The organism is Hyphomonas sp. ske169 (assembly GCF_056850855.1).
Map to the genome: position 1 here is coordinate 1,870,332 of NZ_CP096146.1, position 17,022 is coordinate 1,887,353.

Genomic DNA, 17,022 nt, shown 5'->3' on the forward strand with positions numbered 1-17,022 from the left:
ATGAAGCTGACACCACAAAGGTTAAGGTCAAGTCAGTTTTGTCAGGATTGTGCGAACTTACAATTGTGTTGTGGTGGGCCAGACACGGCCTTCAGGAGGCAACACTGGCAAAGAATTCGGCGTAAAACGCGTCTGCCTCTGCTTGCAAAACGCCAAGATCGAGCTGGATTCCCGCTTCGCGAAGGCGCTCAAACCCGCCATTGCCAAGCGGGTGTGGATCGCGCGTCGCGATCACAACGCGCGCAAGTCCCGCTTCCACAAGACGTTGAGAACACGAGGATTCTTGCGTCGATCGCTGCCGACATGGCTCTAACGTGACATAGGCTGTGCCGCCAACCGCCGCACCAACAGGCAGGTTCACCAAGGCAAGCTGTTCGGCATGCGGGCGTCCCCCATCGCCGGTGGCCGCTTCACTCAGTCTATGCCCGTCGCGATCTAAGATGACGCATCCAACGCTCGGATTTTTCCCTGTCCGCCCCGCTTGAAAGGCTGCGAGTTCTACGGCTCGCTTCATATGCAGGGCATGAGCGCTCATGGCAGCTCCGGCAAATCGCGGGCACGCTCTGTATCGAGATACCGCGCTGCAGTCGGCAGCAGCGCCTCATTGAGATCGATGAGCAATGGATTTCCGGTCGGAATTTCTAAACCCGTAATCGTCTCGTCCGCGACTTTGAACAAGTGTTTGACCAAAGCGCGCAACGAATTCCCATGCGCCGAGATGATTGTGTCTTTGCCGCTTTCCAGCACCGGTCGAATGGCGCTGTCCCAATAGGGCAAGACGCGTTCGAGTGTTAGTTTGAGACTCTCAGCATCAGGTACTGGCACACCTTCATAGCGCGCATCGGACGCCAAATTATAAGGGCTGTCAGCCTCCAGCGGCGGCGGCGGGATATCATAAGAGCGGCGCCATATATGGACTTGGTCTTTGCCGTGTTTTTCAGCCGTCTCTGCTTTATCGAGCCCGGTCAGGCCGCCATAATGGCGCTCGTTCAGGCGCCAATGTTTCTCAACAGGGATCCAAGCCCGGTCCATGGCCGCTAAGCCGAGCCACAAAGTCCGAATGGCGCGGGTTTGGTAACTGGTAAAGGCAAAGGTCGGGGTGAGGCCTTCGGCTTTGATCAGCTCACCGCCCTTTTTGGCCTCGGCAACACCCTTTTCCGTTAGGTCGGCATCCCACCAGCCGGTAAACCGGTTTTCGAGGTTCCATTGGCTTTGGCCGTGTCGGGTGAGAATGAGCTTCGGCATAGGGCGTCTTTCATTGCAAAGTCGTAAGGGCTGCGACTGACACCAGAATGTGGGTCGCGTTTCGTCGAGCGCGTTGCTATCAGAGCGTACGCAGGAATGCTAGCCTACCAAGCAATCACCTTGCCACAGGACACAATGGTTTGAGAGATTACGTATTTTATCCGATCATAGCAGCGATCGTCGCGGCCATGGTGACGGCCTCTCTTTATCTCGGCTGGCAGCGTCCTAAATGCGGCCCCTTTGGCGGTGCCGACGGCCCAGCTGATTATAGCCTGATCATTCTTAAAGGCCGGGACCTGTGCCGGATGGATGGCTTTGAAGGCTATGACTTGAACCTCGAAGATGATGTGCTGACCATCCGCGCCGAGGAAAACGCGAATGATGCCGATGTCCAACGCAATGCGCATTTCCGGCTCGGTCCTGACCTGGAGAACGTCTATGCCGGCCACAAATTGCGAATCTCTCTGACCGTAAAACCCGCCGCTGGCGCTGGGGCGGAGGCGTTCGAGTTCAATTATTCCACCGGCAAAGCTGGCGACACAGGCTGGATCAAATTTGACCTCAAACCGGACTGGGACACTTATACCGCCGAAGTCGATATTCCGCGCAAACTGCTCGAGAATAGCGTGGCGCTCGACTATCTTTCTGTCCGTCCGGTTGTTCCGGACAAGACGCGCGGCATCGAGCTAAGTGAAATCCGGTTCCGTCGGCTCGGGCAGTGGTAGCTACTAAGCATTGAGCCAGGCAGTTTCGACCACATCGACAACATCATCCATGATTTCGGTGATCTTGAAGTCTTTCGGCGTGTAAACCCCGCGAACACCCATTTGTCGGAGCGCCTGCTCATCCTCAAACGGAACAATGCCGCCGACGACGAGCGGAACGGCCTCCAGGCCTTGCTTCTGCATCTCAGCGAGCGTTTCCCGCACTAAGTCGAGATGGCTGCCAGACAGGATGGACAGGCCAATGACATGCGCGTTCGCTTCTGCGGCCTGCGCAACGATTTCGGACGGCGTGAACCGAATACCTTCATAGACGACTTGCATCCCGCACGCGCGTGCCCGCGCCGCGATTTGTTCCGCCCCGTTAGAGTGACCATCCAGGCCCGGCTTGCCGAGCACATAAGTGAGGTCTCGACCGAGTCGCTCTGAAACTGCTTCGACGCGCGCTTTGGTGGCTTCGATATTCTCATCTCCGCCCGTATCAATGACGACACTGACGCCCGTCGGCCCGCGAAACTCGCCAAACACCTGGCGCAGAGTTGCGCCCCATTCGCCGGTTGTGACGCCTGCCTTTGCTGCCGCGATGCTCGGCTCCATAATATTCGCGCCGGAAGTGGCTGCGGCGAGGAGATCTGATAGCGCTTGCTCGACCGCTCCATTGTCTCGCCCAACCCGCCATTTGTTCAACGCATCGATTTGCTGCCGCTCGACCATCGGATCGACAGTCTGGATCGCTTCATTGCCCGCGCCGAGCGGACTCTCTTCGGACTGGGTAAAGGCGTTCACCCCAATCACTTGTAGGCTGCCGCTTTCAATCCCTTTGACCCGTTCAATGTGCGCGCCAACTAAGCTTTCTTTCATATAACCAACCGCGTCGACCGCCCCGCCCATCGCGTCGATATTGGCCAGTTCCGCCCGCGCTTGCGCTTTTAAGGCGGAGGTTTTGCCCTCGATCACATGGCTGCCATCGAACAGATCTTCATATTCCAGAAGGTCTGTTTCGAAAGCGAGGATTTGCTGCATCCGCAGCGACCATTGCTGATCCCAGGGCCGGGGCAAGCCCAGCGCTTCATTCCAAGCCGGCAATTGCAAAGCGCGGCACCGGGCACGTTTGGACAGCGTGACCGCCAATGCCTCAATCAAAATCCGATAGACATTGTTCTCAGGCTGCGGCTCCGTTAAGCCCAGCGAATTGACCTGAACCCCATAGCGAAAGCGCAGCGCTTTTTCATCCGTCACGCCATAACGCTCACGGCCAATTTCTTCCCATAGATCGACAAAGGCGCGCATTTTACAAAGCTCGGTCACGAAGCGCACGCCTGCATTCACAAAGAAAGAGAGGCGTCCAAACACGGTCGGGAAATCGGCTTCTGGCACCTGCCCGCCGTCGCGGACCGCGTCCAAGACAGCGCACGCCGTGGCCAGCGCATAAGCGAGCTCTTGCTCAGGTGTCGCGCCCGCTTCTTGTAAGTGATACGAGCAGACATTCATTGGGTTCCATTTCGGGACCTCGGTATAGCACCAGCTGATCATATCACTGATCAAACGCATGCTGGGCTTGGGCGGGAACACATAGGTCCCGCGTGAGAGATATTCTTTGATAATATCGTTCTGCGTAGTGCCGCGCAGCTTTTGCCGATCGTCGCCTCGCTCATCAGCGAGGGCGATGTAAAGCGCGAGCAGCCAAGCCGCTGGCGCGTTGATTGTCATCGACGTGTTCATTTCTTCGAGCGGCAAGGCATCGAACAAAGTGCGCATATCGCCAAGATGACCGACCGGGACGCCGACTTTGCCAACTTCACCGCGCGCCAAGATATGATCGCCATCATAAGCGGTTTGAGTCGGCAGATCGAATGCGATCGAGAGGCCCGTTTGTCCCTTTGACAAGTTTGACCGATAGAGCGCATTGGACTTTTCTGCGGTGGAATGGCCCGCATAGGTCCGGAAGATCCAGGGCCGGTCCGGCGCGTGCTGATAGGCGGTGTCTGGCAAGACCGTCTCCGTTTCTCGATAGAGGGACAGGATGCGGGAAGCTTGCCCTGACCGCAAGCTTTCCGGCGCGCGAAGCATGTTATGCAATGGCGCATGTCTGCGGTGTGCTGTTATGCGATGTCAGCCTCGATCATATCCCCTAAATGGCGCGCTCACTCGGAGCTGTAGAATATGACAGATATGATCGGCTTGGTCGCCGCCATCCTGACGACCATTTCATTCTTACCGCAAACCTTAATGGTGCTTCGGACTGGCAAGACAGATGGCATATCGCTCTGCATGTATGCCCTGTTTACAGCCGGCGTGGCAGGTTGGCTCGTCTATGGCTTTATGGTGGGTGCTTTGCCGATCATTCTAGCCAATGCGATCACATTGGCGCTGGCTGCGACGATATTGAGCCTTAAGGTCCGTGCCGTGCTGATCACACCAGCAGCCCCGTTGCCAGCGCAGGTCTGATCGGGCTAGGCATGGGGCCGGGCTACTTTAAGGCGCGCTATGCCAACGACACTGCTTCTTCCATTGCTCCTTCGGCTTGCGGGCCCCATCGCTTTTGTGACCGCAGCCATGGCCGCTGGCGCCATGAATCGAAGCATCATGGTCATTCCATTGCTGGCACTCGCCGCAACCGCCACGACGATCATCATTCGCATGGTCAGTCCGTTTCCAAGCTTTGATCTCAAGTCAGCGCTTTCCCCAGATGCGCCAGAAGTGAAACCCTCGCCTTATCGCGGGTCGGTGCGGCGCCTTGCAATCGGTGTGGTTGGATATGGGTTCGCCTTCGGCATTGCAGCTTTGGTCGCGGCGCTGTTCCAAGCCACCGAATTCCAACCTCAAATTCAAATGGCAGATCTTGGATATCTCGTTCTCCCAGCCATTGTGGCGATCATTGGCGCGAGCCTAGGTGCGCGGATCGGGGTCAATCAAATGGCGGGTATGATGGATCAGATGCAAGATATGTTCTCGCAAATGCAATCAAATGATCCGGCCGATGACGCGACCAATGATGGGGACGGGTTCACATTTGAAGGCGAGATTATCGACCCAGACGAGCCGAAATCATAACCAGTCGATCGCGCTGACATCGGCGCCAATATACCCGTAATAGGCGGCTTGGACCTTGCGCGTCATTGGTCCTGGAGCGCCCGTTCCAATTGGCTTACCGTCGAGCGCTAGGAGGGGCGCGATCATCGCCCCGGTTGAACTGGTGAAGGCTTCCTTGGCTGCCCAAACCTCGTCCAGCGAAAACGCGCGCTCTTCGATCTCGATGTCGCCGAACAGCGCTTTCACACGCGCGCGGGTGATGCCTGGCAAAAGTGCCGTTGACAGGTTCCGCGTCACCAGCGCGCCGGACGATGAGATGATCCAAAGATTGGCAGAGGCCGCTTCCGTCACGATGCCATCCTCATGCAGGATCGCAGTCGTTGCTCCGGCCCGCCGCGCCGCGCGATAGGCCAGCGATTGCGACACCAATTGTGTGGTTTTGTAGTCGCGCCGGAGCCAGCGTGTGTCGGCTTGCGAGATCGCGGTAAGCCCATCGCGGGCGACATCGCCTATCAGTTTCCGATGGGCGGCAAACATGAACACTGACGGCGTCAGCGTTTCAGGTCCATAAAAATCGCGCGGACCATGCGTTCCAGCTGAGACTTGGAGATAGATCAGGCCTTCCTGTACCTGATTGCGGTCGATCAAATCGCGATGCAATTCGGCAAGATCGAGCGCTGGCATTTCGATCTCTACGCCTTGAAGCGATCGAGCGAGGCGCGCCATATGCGGCTCGAAATCGATCAGATTGCCATTGAACACAGACGTAACTTCATAGACCGACTGAGCAAACAGAAAACCTCGATCAAAAGGTGAAATCTGCGCGTCTCGCGCAGGCAGAAACTCACCATTTAGATACACCCAATCGGTCTCAGACATGACCCATTCTTCCTTATTGGTCTGCGCTTTTCGCGTCTTTCTGGGCGTATAAATCGAGTCGGTTTCCAGATCTTTTATTGAAGATCCACCAGCTGCTTTTCATGTTCCAGGGCGCGTTGGACCGACTCCAAAAAAGGCGTTTGGTAACAAGTAATAAGGTGGACCAAGCGCTCGGAGATGATTTCGCGCCAATTCGGCCCGGGCGGAGCGGATTGGCGCACCAAAAATGGAAGATCCTTCGAAGGGGGTTGGGTTTCCGCCGGGTCTCGTTCAAACCGGCCATCAAAAAGATCTGTATCCTCTGCGCCCGCGTCGTGCGCCGGATCGCGCCCGATCAGGAAGCCCGTTTTTGTACGCTGCACCCACGCGCCGCCCAGCGTTTGACGCTGCCCAGGGGCCGACAACGCAGTGATCAGATCACGAACCGCCCCATCTCGCGCGTCGTGCGCTGACCCGCTCGCGCACCGGATCAGCAGCCGTAGGAGGGTAGGGGAGATCTTAGCGGCGCCCGTGTCGATCAAACCGCTCGGATCGACCGTCACCCGCGCCATTTCCTCCGCGAGCGCATGTTGTTGTGCTGCGCGCCGGTTTTGCTGCTCCCGGACGAACGCTTTCGCGAGCGCCGCCAGGCGAGGATGCCGGGAAAAGAACTGACGCACGCGCACCCGTTCATAGGCCGGATTGGCATTGGCCGGATCATCGACCCACCCTTGGTGACGGGTCTTTAGGAAAGTTTGCAGATCGGATCGCGTCGTCTGAATTAGAGGGCGAAGCAAAGTCACAGACCGACCACTCGGCCAGACCGGAAGTGGTGCGGCGAGGACTGGCCCAGCAATCGTCGCATCACGAATGCCGCGGCGACGACGGATCATGGCCGTTTCGACGACATCGTCGAATGTGTGCCCTGCGAGCAAGCAGCTCGCTCCATACGCTCGGGCGGTCTGCGCTAAGAGCTCGTATCGCGCTAGTCTTGCGGCGGCTTGGCTTGGCCGGGGCGCGGTCCATTTGAGTGTCTTATGGGGGTGACCGAGGCCTGCGCAGACACGTGCGACCCACGCGGCTTCTGTTTTGGCTTCGGGGCGCAGCTGATGATCGACCGTCAGCGCAATCAGTTTTCGGCCCGCGCGCCGCGCCCAATCATCAGCGAGACAGAGCAGCGCGATCGAGTCGCTACCGCCCGAGACGGCAATCGCAATAGGTCGAGAATTGTCGGGGCTAAATCGCTCGATCAGAGCGTCAAAATCAGCGCCGAACCGCACCTAGCCTGACTATCGCAACCAGACCGCACGCGTTCGCCCGCGGCCAGGTTTTTGGTCACGCCGGATGCGTTTGGATAGCGCTGCGGCAGCAGATCGAGAGCATTACAAGCCTGAGCGGTGTCGCCGACCAGACGCATCGAACGCGCCAGTTTTGCCAGCGCTTCAGGCGCGCGTGGATCATCCGGATACGACCGGATCATGTCAGTGTACGCCGCCCCCGATTCTGGGAAAGCTTCTTGTTGGTAGAGGACTTCGGCAAGCCAATATTGCGCCTCGCCGGCCTGCGGATCATCGCCAAACTGGGTTAGAAATGCCCGGAACGCAGCCTCCGCACCAGAATAGTCGAACTGTAATAGCCGCGATTTCGCTTCGGCAAAAAGTTCTCCAGCATCGCCGGGAAGCGCGCTCGCAGAGAGCGTTCCAAGCGAGCCTTGCGGCATTGGCTGCCCATTTGGGCCAAGCTGCGTGATCGCATCGCCAGCCTGTTCGTCTAAATCCCCTTCGACGCGACGGATAATCCGCGTGGGACCTGTATTAGATTCGATAGATTGCGCCTCAGGCGCAGACATAGTCGAGACAATCTCTGACTCGTCCTGACCACCAAGCGATCCTGCATCGGAGGACAAGAAGGCTGGCTCGGGGCGCAGCGCAACAATTTGGCGGTTGAGATCGGCAATCGTCTCTTCTTGCTCGGATAGCCGCGCTTCGAGACGGGTAATCAAGCGTTGGAGTTCAGCGTCGTCACCTTGCATGCGATCAATCTGACTGCGGCTTTCCGACAATTGGAATTGCAGCGTTTCCACTTTTCCGGTGAGCTGAGCTTTGTCGGACTCAATTCCTGTCATCCGCGCTCGCAATTGCGCGTTGCTGACCCGCAAATCTTCAACCGTAGCAGCAAGCTCACCGCTTATGGCGCCTTGGATAATTTGAGCAGGCTGCCTTTGGGCCTCACTCGAAGGCGTCATCGCCAGTGCTGTGAATGTCAGGATCGAAACCAGAGAATTACGCAGCATTTCAGACGGGCTCCACTTCAGCGATTTAAGTCAATGCGTTTCAGATATGAAAAGGCCGGGGCCAAAATGTGACGCCCGGCCAATTCAATTTCGTTAATTGCAGTTGGCTTAGCCGACTGCGCCTGAAATCAGCTGTGTGAACCCGTTACGGTTCTGTGCCCAAGCGTCATCGTTTGAGCCAAGCGCGATTGGGCGCTCTTTGCCGTAAGAAACGGTTTGGATCCGCGCAGGATCAACACCGAGGTCAACGAGATAGTTCTTGACCACTGACGCGCGGCGCTCACCGAGTGCCAAGTTATATTCGCGTGTGCCACGCTCATCGCAGTTACCTGCAACAAGGATGTTCACGTTCGGATAAGATGCCAGCCAAGCCGCTTGACGCTGCAAGATGGCTTGAGCGTCGGAGCCAAGGCGATACTGGTCCAGGTCGAAATAGACGCGATTGCCTACGTTTACTTGAAAATCTTCGAGCGAACCTTTGACAGGGCCGGTTGGGACCGGTGGCAAAGTCTCAGTTTCGACGACTTCTGGTTCTTCAACGACCACGACTTCTTCGGGCTCGTCCACAACTACCGGTTCTGGTTCAGGGGTGGAAGAACATGCTGCTACACCGATAAAAACGGCGATGGATGCAGATGTCATCATAAGCTTACGCATATAGGTCTCTCCTTGCTTACGCGCACACCACGTGCATTAGGCGTGATATTTGTCAACTTCGTGTCACCGTATACGCCAATTTTTCTGTTTTTGGGAAGATTACTGAGATTTCAGAATCTTCGCGATTCTCATAGCCTATTCGAGCAGCGGCGACCAGGCCGGGTCTGAAGCATCTGTGGGCGTCGGAAGCGGACGAAGATTGCGGCCGGTTAGGTCGACAGACCACAGGGTCGGTGATGCGCCCGGAAAAGCTTCGCGGAAGAATGTGATAACCCGCCCATTTGGCGACCAATCTGGACCTTCATCCAAATAGGATTCGCTCAACAGACGCTCGCCGCGGCCATCAATTCCAATCACGCCAATATGAAAGCGGCCACGGGTTTGTTTTGTGAATGCGATCAAGTCGCCGCGCGGGCTCCAAACAGGTGTGGAGTAGCGCCCTGTCCCGAATGTGATCCGGCACGCGACATCGCGGCCACCGGATGGGCAAGTGCGTGGTGATCCGTCTGTGTTCATGATGTAGAGCTGCGGGCTGCCGCCGCGATCTGAATTGAACACAATCTGGCGGCCATCAGGCGACATAGAGGGCGATGTATCAATCGCTGGATGGTCTGTCAGACGGCGGCTCTGGCGCGTTTGCAGATCCATAATGTAGACATCTGAATTGCCATTCGTGGCTTGCGTCAGGAGTACCGAATTGCCGTCTCGCGAGAAGCGAGGCGCAAATGTCATGCTGCGGAAATTGCCCAGCACTTCTTGGCGCGCGCGGCGTAAATCGTAGAGATAGACGCGCGGAATACCGCCCTCATCGGACATGTAAGTGATCTGCTGAGCTTCCGGCGAGAAGCGCGGCGTGAGCACCGTGAACGCACCGCTGGTGAGATATTTAACATTCGCGCCGTCGGCATCCATAATCGCGAGGCGTTTGATGCGGGCGTTTTTCGGGCCCGTCTCCGCAATATACACGATCCGCGTATCGAAATATCCATCCTCACCGGTCAGGCGAGTATAGATCGCATCTGCAATTTTGTGGGCAATCCGGCGAGCATCTTCGGGGGTCGTGGTGAACCGGCGACCCGAAACTTGGCGCCCCGCAGAATCTTCAAACCGCATCAGCTCTTCGCCATAGACATCCCACATCCGGACCGACCCGCGAATGAGATCATTACCGTCGCGCGTAATTTGCTCGACCGTCCCAACGACCAACGCATCGGTTTGAATAATTTTCCAATCGGCAAAGCGCGGCGCGACCTCAATGTTCAGGTCAGTTTGGATATAGGCTTCTTCCGGCGTGATCGTGAACAGGCCGGTCGATTCCAAGTCAGAGCGGATCACATCGCTGATCAATTGCGCGGTTTCAGGTGCAACGCCGATCGCTTCAAAATTGGGGACGGCGAGCGGAACTGGTTTTAGATCGGCGCGATCAACCACGACTTCCAATTGCGCCATAGCCATCGACCAGGTCCCTAGAAGCCCTACAAAAGCAGCACATATTAGTCGTTTCAGCATTGCATAACTCCTGGTTTCCGACTCACCTACTGGCATAACCTAGCCCTAGATAGACATCGATTTCTTTCCAAATTTCATAATCATCAGCTGGCAGCTTAAACGGGGCGCATTTGCCGACGGCGCGCGTCGCCCGATCGACAGCCACGCCCATATACGAGCTTTGCCGGCCCTTAGGGTCGATCACTTCCAAATCTGCAACCGTGCCGTTTTCGTTCAGAAACACTTTCATCTGAACATTGTAACGTTCAGGGTTCGGCAAATCGTCGACCCCAGCCCAGCATTCATTGCGGATCCGCGAGCCGATTAGCGCTTCTAGTCGCGCCGTATTTCCATTGCGCTCACCGGACCCGCGCCGGTTGCGTGTTTCAGCCGGTTTCGGCGCGTCTTTCAGAGCGGTTTGAGGCACTTCCTTGGGAACAGGTTTAGGCTCAGGGCGCTCGCGCCGAGTTTCGATCTCGCTCTTAAAAGTTGTTTCGCTCTGATTGAGGAAGTCTGCGAGCGGATCTTTGGGTGGCTTGGGCGCGATATCGCGCTCAGGTTCTGGCTCAGGTTCCGGTTCGGGCGTGTCTTCCGGCTCTTCAGGCGGATCCTGCTCAAAATCAGGCAAAACCTCTTCCGGCGTTTCTTCCACCGGTTCAGGGGTTTCATTTGAAACGTCTTGTTCGGCCTCTGGAAGTTCCTCTTCAACGGGCTCCTCAGGAATAACTTCCTCGGGCTCTTCTGGGGCGGCTTCCTCTGGCTCTTCGGTTTCTTGCTCAATCAGCGGCGCGATATTGGTAATCTCGCCAAGCTCAGCAAAATTGACATCCACCGCCTCAACCACATAGGCGCGGCTCGACACGCCCCAATAAGGAAACGTCACATAGGACGCTCCGAAAATCGCAGCGTGGGCAATGATTGAAGCAGGCAAGCCGCGCAACATCTCTTAGCCCTCGCGCTCCGCACGCGCTTTCGGGTCGGTCACCAAGGCGATATTTGTGAAGCCTGCATTTTTCATCTGCGTCATCACGCCCAGCACAGCGCCATAAGCGGCATCGGTATCACCTTGCAGGAAGATACGCTCTTCATAACCTTCTTCAGCAATCGCGAGGAGTTTTGCCGTCAGCTCGCCGACCTCGATCTCGGTTTCTGAGAGATAGACTTTTGCGTCCGCGGTAACCGTCACGAGCAGAGGCGTTGTTTTGGGAACGGAGAGACTGCTGGTTGCGGCTTGCGGCAGGTTGACCTCAACACCGCGCTGCAATGCGGTCGCTGTGATCATGAAGATGATCAATAGAACCAGCATCACGTCGACCATAGGGGTGACGTTAATTTCGGCATTGAACGACCGCCGTCCGCGACTGCCGCCGGATCTAATAGGCGCCGCCATTAGACAGGCCCATCGCTGGCACGGCGCGACAGACGCACAAGTAGATCCTGACTGAATGCATCGAGCGTATCGGCATAGCGGTTCAAGTCGCCAGAAAACTTATTGTAAAAAATCACAGCCGGGATCGCGGCGATCAAGCCAAGACCCGTGGCAAACAGCGCTTCGGCAATCGGACCGCCAACGACGGCAAGGCTCGTGTCTTCTTGGGCGCTGATGTTCAAGAACGCGTTCATAATGCCCCAAACGGTCCCGAACAGACCGATATAGACCGACGAGGACCCGATCGTCGCGAGCGCGCCGATCCCATTCGAGACAGAGCCGACTTCGCGATCAACCGTCGCCCGCAAAGACCGTTCGGCCCGCGCGACCAATGCGCCATGCTCGTTCGGAGACACACTTTTGGCATCGCGCCATTCGCGTGAAATCGCCGCAAATAAGCGGGCGCCAGCATTGTCAGGCGTTTGCCCTGGTCGCATTTCATAATCGTCTGCGCGACCGTTCCAGAACGCGTCTTCAAACTCATTTGCCTTTTTTCGGGCGCCACCAATCGCAAAGAATTTCTCGGCGGTGACGGCCCATGACCAGATACTGGCAATGATCAAGGCGATCAGAACGGCTTTAACCACCGGGTCCGCCGCCATGATCAATTCGAACATGGAAAAGGCCCCTTGGGCGTGAACGTCGCCTAGCGCTTGTGACTCCATACGCGTCTCTCAATCCTTCTGATTGGCGGTCAGCGCCGCCTTTTGAAAAGCTCGTGTTTCTATCTGCGGAGAATCGGGCGGAAACGTGACGCGCCGCTGTCTTATCTGCAATGTTCATCGGCATGCCGCGATTGGGTTAACGAAATCTCGATTCTGGGAAACTTGTTAGTTGCGGGAACTGGTTTTTTTTGGTCCTTAAGATGACGCCAAAACCGGCGGAGGAGACACCAAAGTGACCAAGAATACGTTGCTTGGCAGCGAGATGAGCTATTTCACCGGAAAAGCGCGCGCCTATCTGCGCTGGCGCGGGATTGCGTTTGACGAAATTGCTCCAACCCCAGACGTGATGAAATCGGAAATCATCGCCAATATTGGCTGGCCAGTGATCCCGGTTTTGAAAACGCCGGAGGGCGAATACGTCCAAGACACAGCTGATATCATCGCGCATTTCGAAGCCAAGAGTTCTGACCCCAAGGCAATACCGGAAACCCCGCTACAGCGCATGGTGACATTCCTGCTGCAACTGTTCGCAGATGAATGGATGACCCTGCCGGCCATGCATTATCGCTGGAATCACAATGAAGAATGGATCTATGGCGAGTTTGGCAAAAGCGCCGCTCCCAACGCCACGCCTGAGGAACAGTATGAAGCGGGCAAAGCCGTTGGTCAGCGCTTCCGCTCCTTTGTTCCCATGCTCGGGATCACGCCAGAGACGATCCCCGGGGTCGAGAAAGCCTATGAACAATTCCTCGTCGATCTATCCGCGCATTTAGAGACGCTCCCATATATGCTCGGCACGCGAGCGAGTTATGCCGATTTTGCGATGATCGGGCCGCTCTACGCCCACCAATACAGAGACAAATTCACCGGCGAACATATGAAACGCACTGCGCCGAAAGTGGCGGACTATGTCGAACGGGTCATCGCCGGCGACGGCAAGACTGGCGAGTTGGTGCCGCAAGACGATTTGCCGGCCACGCTATTGCCGATTCTTAAAGTTGCGCTCGGGGAACACTTGCCGGTCCTCTCCAAGACCAATGAGCTGTTCACCGAATGGGCTCGCACCGCCGAGCCAAAATCCGAGGTGCCGCGCGGCATGGGCATGATCCCGTTCACCACGGGCGGGCATAGCGGGATGATCGCCGCTCGGACGTTTTCGCTGCTCCGCCTGCAAGACGCATTGGACGTGTATTTGATGATGCTGCCGTCTGACAAAAAGCGGGCGGACTCATTTTTAGACGCGATTGACGCATCGGCGTTTAAGACGCTGCGCATCAATCCCCGTCTGACACGCCGAAACTATAAATTGGCACTTGCGTAAGCAAATTCACCTTCCTTTGCCCCCAATCGTAGGCTAATTAGTTGCAAACGAAACAATTGGGGGCATAAACATGTCGGCCGTCCTTCATCTCGCCATCCCTGCAGGCGATCTCTCGACCACTGTGAAATTCTATACCGATGTCCTTGGCTGCGAGCTCGGCAATCGCGAGGAGGGGCGCTGGGTCGATGTCAATTTCTGGGGCAATGAGTTGACGCTGCACCAGAGCGAAGAACGCCTGCCTACGGTCCGCCATGATGTCGATATGGGCGCGGTTTTGGTGCCACATTTCGGCATTCACCTCACTCAAGACGATTTTGACGCGCTTAAAGACCGGATCGCTGCGGCGGGCCTAACCTATATCGACGACCCTTATCGCCGCTTCAAAGGCGACAAGTATGAGCAAGAAACCTTCTTCATCGCCGATCCGAACCAAAATGTGCTCGAGATCAAAACGATGAAACACCCTGAAATGCTGTGGCCTGAGGTTTAGCGGGTTGAACTAGCTCGCCGTGTTTCCCCACTTCCGCCGATACCTGCGAAGGCAGGTATCCACGGCCCGCAACGACCCCTTGAGCTGGTGGCACAAATTTGTCCGTGGACCCCAGCCTCCGCTGGGGTCGACGGGTGGGCTAACCCCAAACGCCCTCATCCTGAGTGAAGTCGAAGGATAAAGGGCGGGGCTTCTAGGTCGACACGCCTCGTCCTTCGACTTCGCTCAGGATGAGGCGCGCGGTGCCCTTTAGCAAAACCCGAAACCATCATGGATCAGATTTCAACTAGGGTATTCTGTATAATTATTATCCCAGTGTTTCTATATTCAAGTCTTCTATTCTTTTAATTTGTATCCATTTTTCATTTAGGTTCTTCTTATTCTGGGAGAACAGGAATGAAGAGAAATCTTACACCAGTACTCATCTTATCTTGCCTTGCGCTCGCCGCCTGTGGAGGTGGTTCATCGTCTGGAACGGCTGCACCGTCGACGGCGTCCAATCCACCCTCGCCTCCGCCGCCTCCACCACCCCCAAACGAAGCCCCCACGCTGGCCGTCAATGCGCCCGCATCTATCCCCGAGACCGCATTGCTGATTGCGACTATAAGTGCCGCCGACCCAGATGATGACACTTTGAGTTTTTCGGTCACCGGTCCAGATGCGGGCGCGTTTCAGGTGACCGAGGCGGGCGAGCTGGTCGTTGCTACGCCGCTCGACTTCGAAACCCCCAGCGATACAGATCAAGACAATCGCTACTCGTTCACGGTTATGGTCGATGACGGCAATGGCGGGACGGCAAGCGAGGAGATCACGCTCGCGGTGGACGACGTTCCGCGCGATGGCCTGATTGAAATTGAGTATGCGAACGACGTGAATCACCGCGCCGTCATCCAACCCTCAGATTTCGGGGATGCAGGCGCGATCGCCTGGGGGACGAACAAACTTATGAATCGCAGCGCGGATGTCGCTTATATCGCTCCTGTTTCAACCATGCTCTCTGAAACCCATGCGCGGCTGCGGATGGGAGATATCGCGCTCACCCTCACGGTAGAGCCCGGCGTCGATTATGACTTAGACGGCCAGGGCATTGGTTCGAGCAATACGATCGCGCCCCAAACCGTCTTTGTCGGGCGAAATCGCTTGGGTGAGCACTATTTAGCGCTATCGCATACGCCCGTAGAATGGTGCCTTGATCGGTTTGCAAATGACACCTCGTTCACCGCCCTGGTCGGGCTCAATGTAACAAATTTTAGCGCGCTGCCCAACCCACTGGACCTCGCAACCCTGTCTCCGCCTGCAATTATGAAGCGAGAATCAGAAAACACCTTTCGCCTAGGTGGCGCGGCAAACTCTTTCATCGATCCAAATACGATGGAATGCCAGGGGTTGGAAAACGACCCACAAAGACTGAATCGGCCAGTGCAGCTGGCGACCAATATCTCGGGCGATTTTAATGGCGATGGCGCCACGGATATTGTCTATACGAGGGCGCTTAGGTCCGACTTTGCCGACTTTATCTTTGTCTCTGGCAGTCGCGGACCGGTTCTTGGCGAGTCTGGAATGTTCGACATGCAAAGCGCTACGCCGCAATCTGGAGAAGTGGTGTTTCTCGACGTCGAACAGGTAACAGACGATTATGGAGCCACCAATATAGCGTTCGGCAGTGTAGGCGACGTCACTGGCGATGGTTGGGATGATTTTTTCATCGGGGATTCGGTGCCACGAGAACATCCGATTATTGAGTTTAGCACGTTTGGTCCAGACTATTCAATTGTCTCCGGGGCAGCTATTTTCACCGATCCAGATGGCCAAGTGAAATTAGATGAGCTCGAATTTCCGGATCTCATCAAAATCTCTCAATTCGGAAATTTCACGGGAATCGACCCAAACGGAGACCTGGATGGTGATGGGTTGAACGAAGTCGTTTTCTCTGTGTTCTCTCACGACTATGCAATCGAATTTAATGACCCTACGCGGCTCAGCGGCGATGGAACCGCGGTCCTTTTTGGCGCGGATTTGCAAGCCGCCGGCAACGCGCTCGTCAAGCTCGAGTACACTATGCTCCCCAGCGTTTTCTTATCGCCCCTGGTTGAAAAGAAAGAGCGCTTGCGCGGGCTTAAAATCGTTGGCGATCTTGATGGTGACCTGCGGGACGATGCGGTGACGGTTTCTGAGCACACACTCATCATCTGGCCGGGCAGCTTAATCGCTCAAGATCTTTCTCAGTTTACAATTGATGATCCGATCCCCGCTGAAGCGGCGGAAATTCTTCTGCCCGAAATGCTGACCTATGAGCGCTTTCGCGAGTCGCAAGTGAGTTTGCTTGAGGATGTTGATGGAGATGGTCTGCCAGAACTGCTTGTCTCCTATTTTCGAGGTTCGGTCCCGTCAGGCGAGTACCTCATCGCAAGCCGCCGAATCGCCGCCGCCCATGGCACCACCGCGCCCCTCGACCTGCGCGACGCGTTTGACTGAAGGGGGGGGCGGACGGCGCAGGCGTCATCCTCGACCGTGCAGCGGTCTGAGGATCCATCTCCGGCTGTCGCAGAGGATGCGTATGGCTCGCTTGTTCTTCCACGCGCTCCCTCGGACCTGATCCGAAGCCGTTGCTGCAAGAAACCATTTGGGGCCAGCTTAAATTACTTCGGGTGGATGGGTTCGAGATGGGCCCTCAGACAGCCTGCGGCTGTCGAGGGGGACGCAGGTAGAGATGGCCCTTTTAGCCTCATCCTGAGCGAAGTCGAAGGACGAGGGCCTATCCACCTTTGGCGCCTCAGGCCATTTATCCACTCTTCTCTAAACCCACCAAAAAAAGCCGCCC

General features: G+C 56.3%; 17 protein-coding genes. 6 read left to right on the forward strand and 11 right to left on the reverse strand.

What is annotated here, in order from left to right; all coding sequences use genetic code 11:
- Positions 1–91: 91 nt before the first annotated feature.
- Together MY069_RS09070 and gpmA are read right to left on the reverse strand one after the other, a co-directional pair.
- Complete coding sequence (locus MY069_RS09070) at positions 92–535, reverse strand: bifunctional diaminohydroxyphosphoribosylaminopyrimidine deaminase/5-amino-6-(5-phosphoribosylamino)uracil reductase RibD (RefSeq protein ID WP_482793458.1); 444 nt, start codon at positions 533–535, stop codon at positions 92–94.
- The gene (gene gpmA, locus MY069_RS09075) at positions 532–1,245 is read right to left on the reverse strand and encodes a 2,3-diphosphoglycerate-dependent phosphoglycerate mutase (RefSeq protein WP_482793459.1); all 714 of its coding nucleotides are present in this window, start codon (positions 1,243–1,245) and stop codon (positions 532–534) included. The genes MY069_RS09070 and gpmA overlap by 4 nt, the downstream gene beginning before the upstream one ends.
- A gap of 140 nt (positions 1,246–1,385) precedes the next feature.
- Here gpmA and MY069_RS09080 point away from each other — a divergent pair, with 140 nt between their 5' ends.
- Complete coding sequence (locus MY069_RS09080; RefSeq protein ID WP_482793460.1) at positions 1,386–1,970, forward strand: hypothetical protein; 585 nt, start codon at positions 1,386–1,388, stop codon at positions 1,968–1,970.
- 3 nt (positions 1,971–1,973) lie between these two features.
- Here MY069_RS09080 and MY069_RS09085 read toward each other — a convergent pair whose 3' ends face one another.
- Positions 1,974–3,959: a methylmalonyl-CoA mutase family protein gene (locus MY069_RS09085; protein WP_482793461.1), complete on the reverse strand. Its 1,986-nt coding sequence runs from the start codon at positions 3,957–3,959 to the stop codon at positions 1,974–1,976.
- Between the two features lie 171 nt (positions 3,960–4,130).
- On the opposite strand from MY069_RS09085, the gene MY069_RS09090 reads away from it, so the two are divergent.
- Entirely contained in the window at positions 4,131–4,415 is a 285-nt protein-coding gene (locus MY069_RS09090; protein WP_482793462.1) for a SemiSWEET transporter, read from the forward strand.
- A 39-nt stretch (positions 4,416–4,454) separates the two neighbouring features.
- A complete protein-coding gene (locus MY069_RS09095; RefSeq protein WP_482793463.1) occupies positions 4,455–5,021 on the forward strand; it encodes a hypothetical protein in 567 nt (188 codons plus the stop codon).
- Here MY069_RS09095 and MY069_RS09100 read toward each other — a convergent pair.
- The 8 genes from MY069_RS09100 to MY069_RS09135 all read right to left on the reverse strand — a co-directional run bounded on the left by MY069_RS09100 (position 5,016) and on the right by MY069_RS09135 (position 12,390).
- Positions 5,016–5,879 (reverse strand): aminotransferase class IV, encoded by an 864-nt coding sequence (locus tag MY069_RS09100; protein ID WP_482793464.1) that lies wholly within the window; start codon positions 5,877–5,879, stop codon positions 5,016–5,018. The two genes, MY069_RS09095 and MY069_RS09100, sit on opposite strands and share 6 nt — an antisense overlap.
- 74 nt (positions 5,880–5,953) lie before the next feature.
- Positions 5,954–7,138, reverse strand: coding sequence for a tRNA lysidine(34) synthetase TilS (gene tilS / locus MY069_RS09105; RefSeq protein ID WP_482793465.1), 1,185 nt, complete (start codon positions 7,136–7,138; stop codon positions 5,954–5,956).
- Complete coding sequence (ybgF, locus tag MY069_RS09110) at positions 7,108–8,151, reverse strand: tol-pal system protein YbgF (protein WP_482793466.1); 1,044 nt, start codon at positions 8,149–8,151, stop codon at positions 7,108–7,110. The genes tilS and ybgF overlap by 31 nt, the downstream gene beginning before the upstream one ends.
- Before the next feature lie 108 nt (positions 8,152–8,259).
- Positions 8,260–8,808 carry a peptidoglycan-associated lipoprotein Pal gene (gene pal / locus MY069_RS09115; protein ID WP_482793467.1) on the reverse strand — a complete coding sequence of 183 codons (549 nt, stop codon included), beginning with the start codon at positions 8,806–8,808 and terminating at the stop codon, positions 8,260–8,262.
- A 135-nt stretch (positions 8,809–8,943) separates the two neighbouring features.
- On the reverse strand, positions 8,944–10,317 hold the full coding sequence (tolB, locus tag MY069_RS09120; protein WP_482793468.1) for a Tol-Pal system beta propeller repeat protein TolB: 1,374 nt from the start codon (positions 10,315–10,317) through the stop codon (positions 8,944–8,946).
- Positions 10,318–10,339: 22 nt separating this feature from the next.
- A complete protein-coding gene (locus MY069_RS09125) occupies positions 10,340–11,239 on the reverse strand; it encodes a hypothetical protein (protein WP_482793469.1) in 900 nt (299 codons plus the stop codon).
- A 3-nt stretch (positions 11,240–11,242) separates the two neighbouring features.
- Positions 11,243–11,686 carry an ExbD/TolR family protein gene (locus MY069_RS09130; RefSeq protein ID WP_482793470.1) on the reverse strand — a complete coding sequence of 148 codons (444 nt, stop codon included), beginning with the start codon at positions 11,684–11,686 and terminating at the stop codon, positions 11,243–11,245.
- Complete coding sequence (locus tag MY069_RS09135) at positions 11,686–12,390, reverse strand: MotA/TolQ/ExbB proton channel family protein (RefSeq protein ID WP_482793471.1); 705 nt, start codon at positions 12,388–12,390, stop codon at positions 11,686–11,688. The genes MY069_RS09130 and MY069_RS09135 overlap by 1 nt, the downstream gene beginning before the upstream one ends.
- 232 nt (positions 12,391–12,622) lie before the next feature.
- Between MY069_RS09135 and MY069_RS09140 the strand changes: the two genes are divergently transcribed.
- The 3 genes from MY069_RS09140 to MY069_RS09150 all read left to right on the forward strand — a co-directional run bounded on the left by MY069_RS09140 (position 12,623) and on the right by MY069_RS09150 (position 16,676).
- The gene (locus tag MY069_RS09140; protein ID WP_482793472.1) at positions 12,623–13,711 is read left to right on the forward strand and encodes a glutathione S-transferase family protein; all 1,089 of its coding nucleotides are present in this window, start codon (positions 12,623–12,625) and stop codon (positions 13,709–13,711) included.
- A 70-nt stretch (positions 13,712–13,781) separates the two neighbouring features.
- Positions 13,782–14,201 (forward strand): VOC family protein, encoded by a 420-nt coding sequence (locus tag MY069_RS09145; RefSeq protein ID WP_482793473.1) that lies wholly within the window; start codon positions 13,782–13,784, stop codon positions 14,199–14,201.
- A gap of 396 nt (positions 14,202–14,597) precedes the next feature.
- The gene (locus MY069_RS09150) at positions 14,598–16,676 is read left to right on the forward strand and encodes a cadherin repeat domain-containing protein (protein WP_482793474.1); all 2,079 of its coding nucleotides are present in this window, start codon (positions 14,598–14,600) and stop codon (positions 16,674–16,676) included.
- Positions 16,677–17,022 lie beyond the last annotated feature (346 nt).

Excerpts from the sequence above, each read along its gene's own strand:
- MY069_RS09070 (WP_482793458.1), bottom strand. The coding sequence starts at position 535 with ATGAGCGCTCATGCCCTGCATATGAAGCGAGCCGTAGAACTCGCAGCC.
- gpmA (WP_482793459.1), bottom strand. The coding sequence starts at position 1,245 with ATGCCGAAGCTCATTCTCACCCGACACGGCCAAAGCCAATGGAACCTC.
- MY069_RS09090 (WP_482793462.1), top strand. The coding sequence starts at position 4,131 with ATGACAGATATGATCGGCTTGGTCGCCGCCATCCTGACGACCATTTCA.
- MY069_RS09095 (WP_482793463.1), top strand. The coding sequence starts at position 4,455 with ATGCCAACGACACTGCTTCTTCCATTGCTCCTTCGGCTTGCGGGCCCC.
- MY069_RS09100 (WP_482793464.1), bottom strand. The coding sequence starts at position 5,879 with ATGTCTGAGACCGATTGGGTGTATCTAAATGGTGAGTTTCTGCCTGCG.
- ybgF (WP_482793466.1), bottom strand. The coding sequence starts at position 8,151 with ATGCTGCGTAATTCTCTGGTTTCGATCCTGACATTCACAGCACTGGCG.
- pal (WP_482793467.1), bottom strand. The coding sequence starts at position 8,808 with ATGCGTAAGCTTATGATGACATCTGCATCCATCGCCGTTTTTATCGGT.
- tolB (WP_482793468.1), bottom strand. The coding sequence starts at position 10,317 with ATGCTGAAACGACTAATATGTGCTGCTTTTGTAGGGCTTCTAGGGACC.
- MY069_RS09125 (WP_482793469.1), bottom strand. The coding sequence starts at position 11,239 with ATGTTGCGCGGCTTGCCTGCTTCAATCATTGCCCACGCTGCGATTTTC.
- MY069_RS09130 (WP_482793470.1), bottom strand. The coding sequence starts at position 11,686 with ATGGCGGCGCCTATTAGATCCGGCGGCAGTCGCGGACGGCGGTCGTTC.
- MY069_RS09135 (WP_482793471.1), bottom strand. The coding sequence starts at position 12,390 with ATGGAGTCACAAGCGCTAGGCGACGTTCACGCCCAAGGGGCCTTTTCC.
- MY069_RS09145 (WP_482793473.1), top strand. The coding sequence starts at position 13,782 with ATGTCGGCCGTCCTTCATCTCGCCATCCCTGCAGGCGATCTCTCGACC.
- MY069_RS09150 (WP_482793474.1), top strand. The coding sequence starts at position 14,598 with ATGAAGAGAAATCTTACACCAGTACTCATCTTATCTTGCCTTGCGCTC.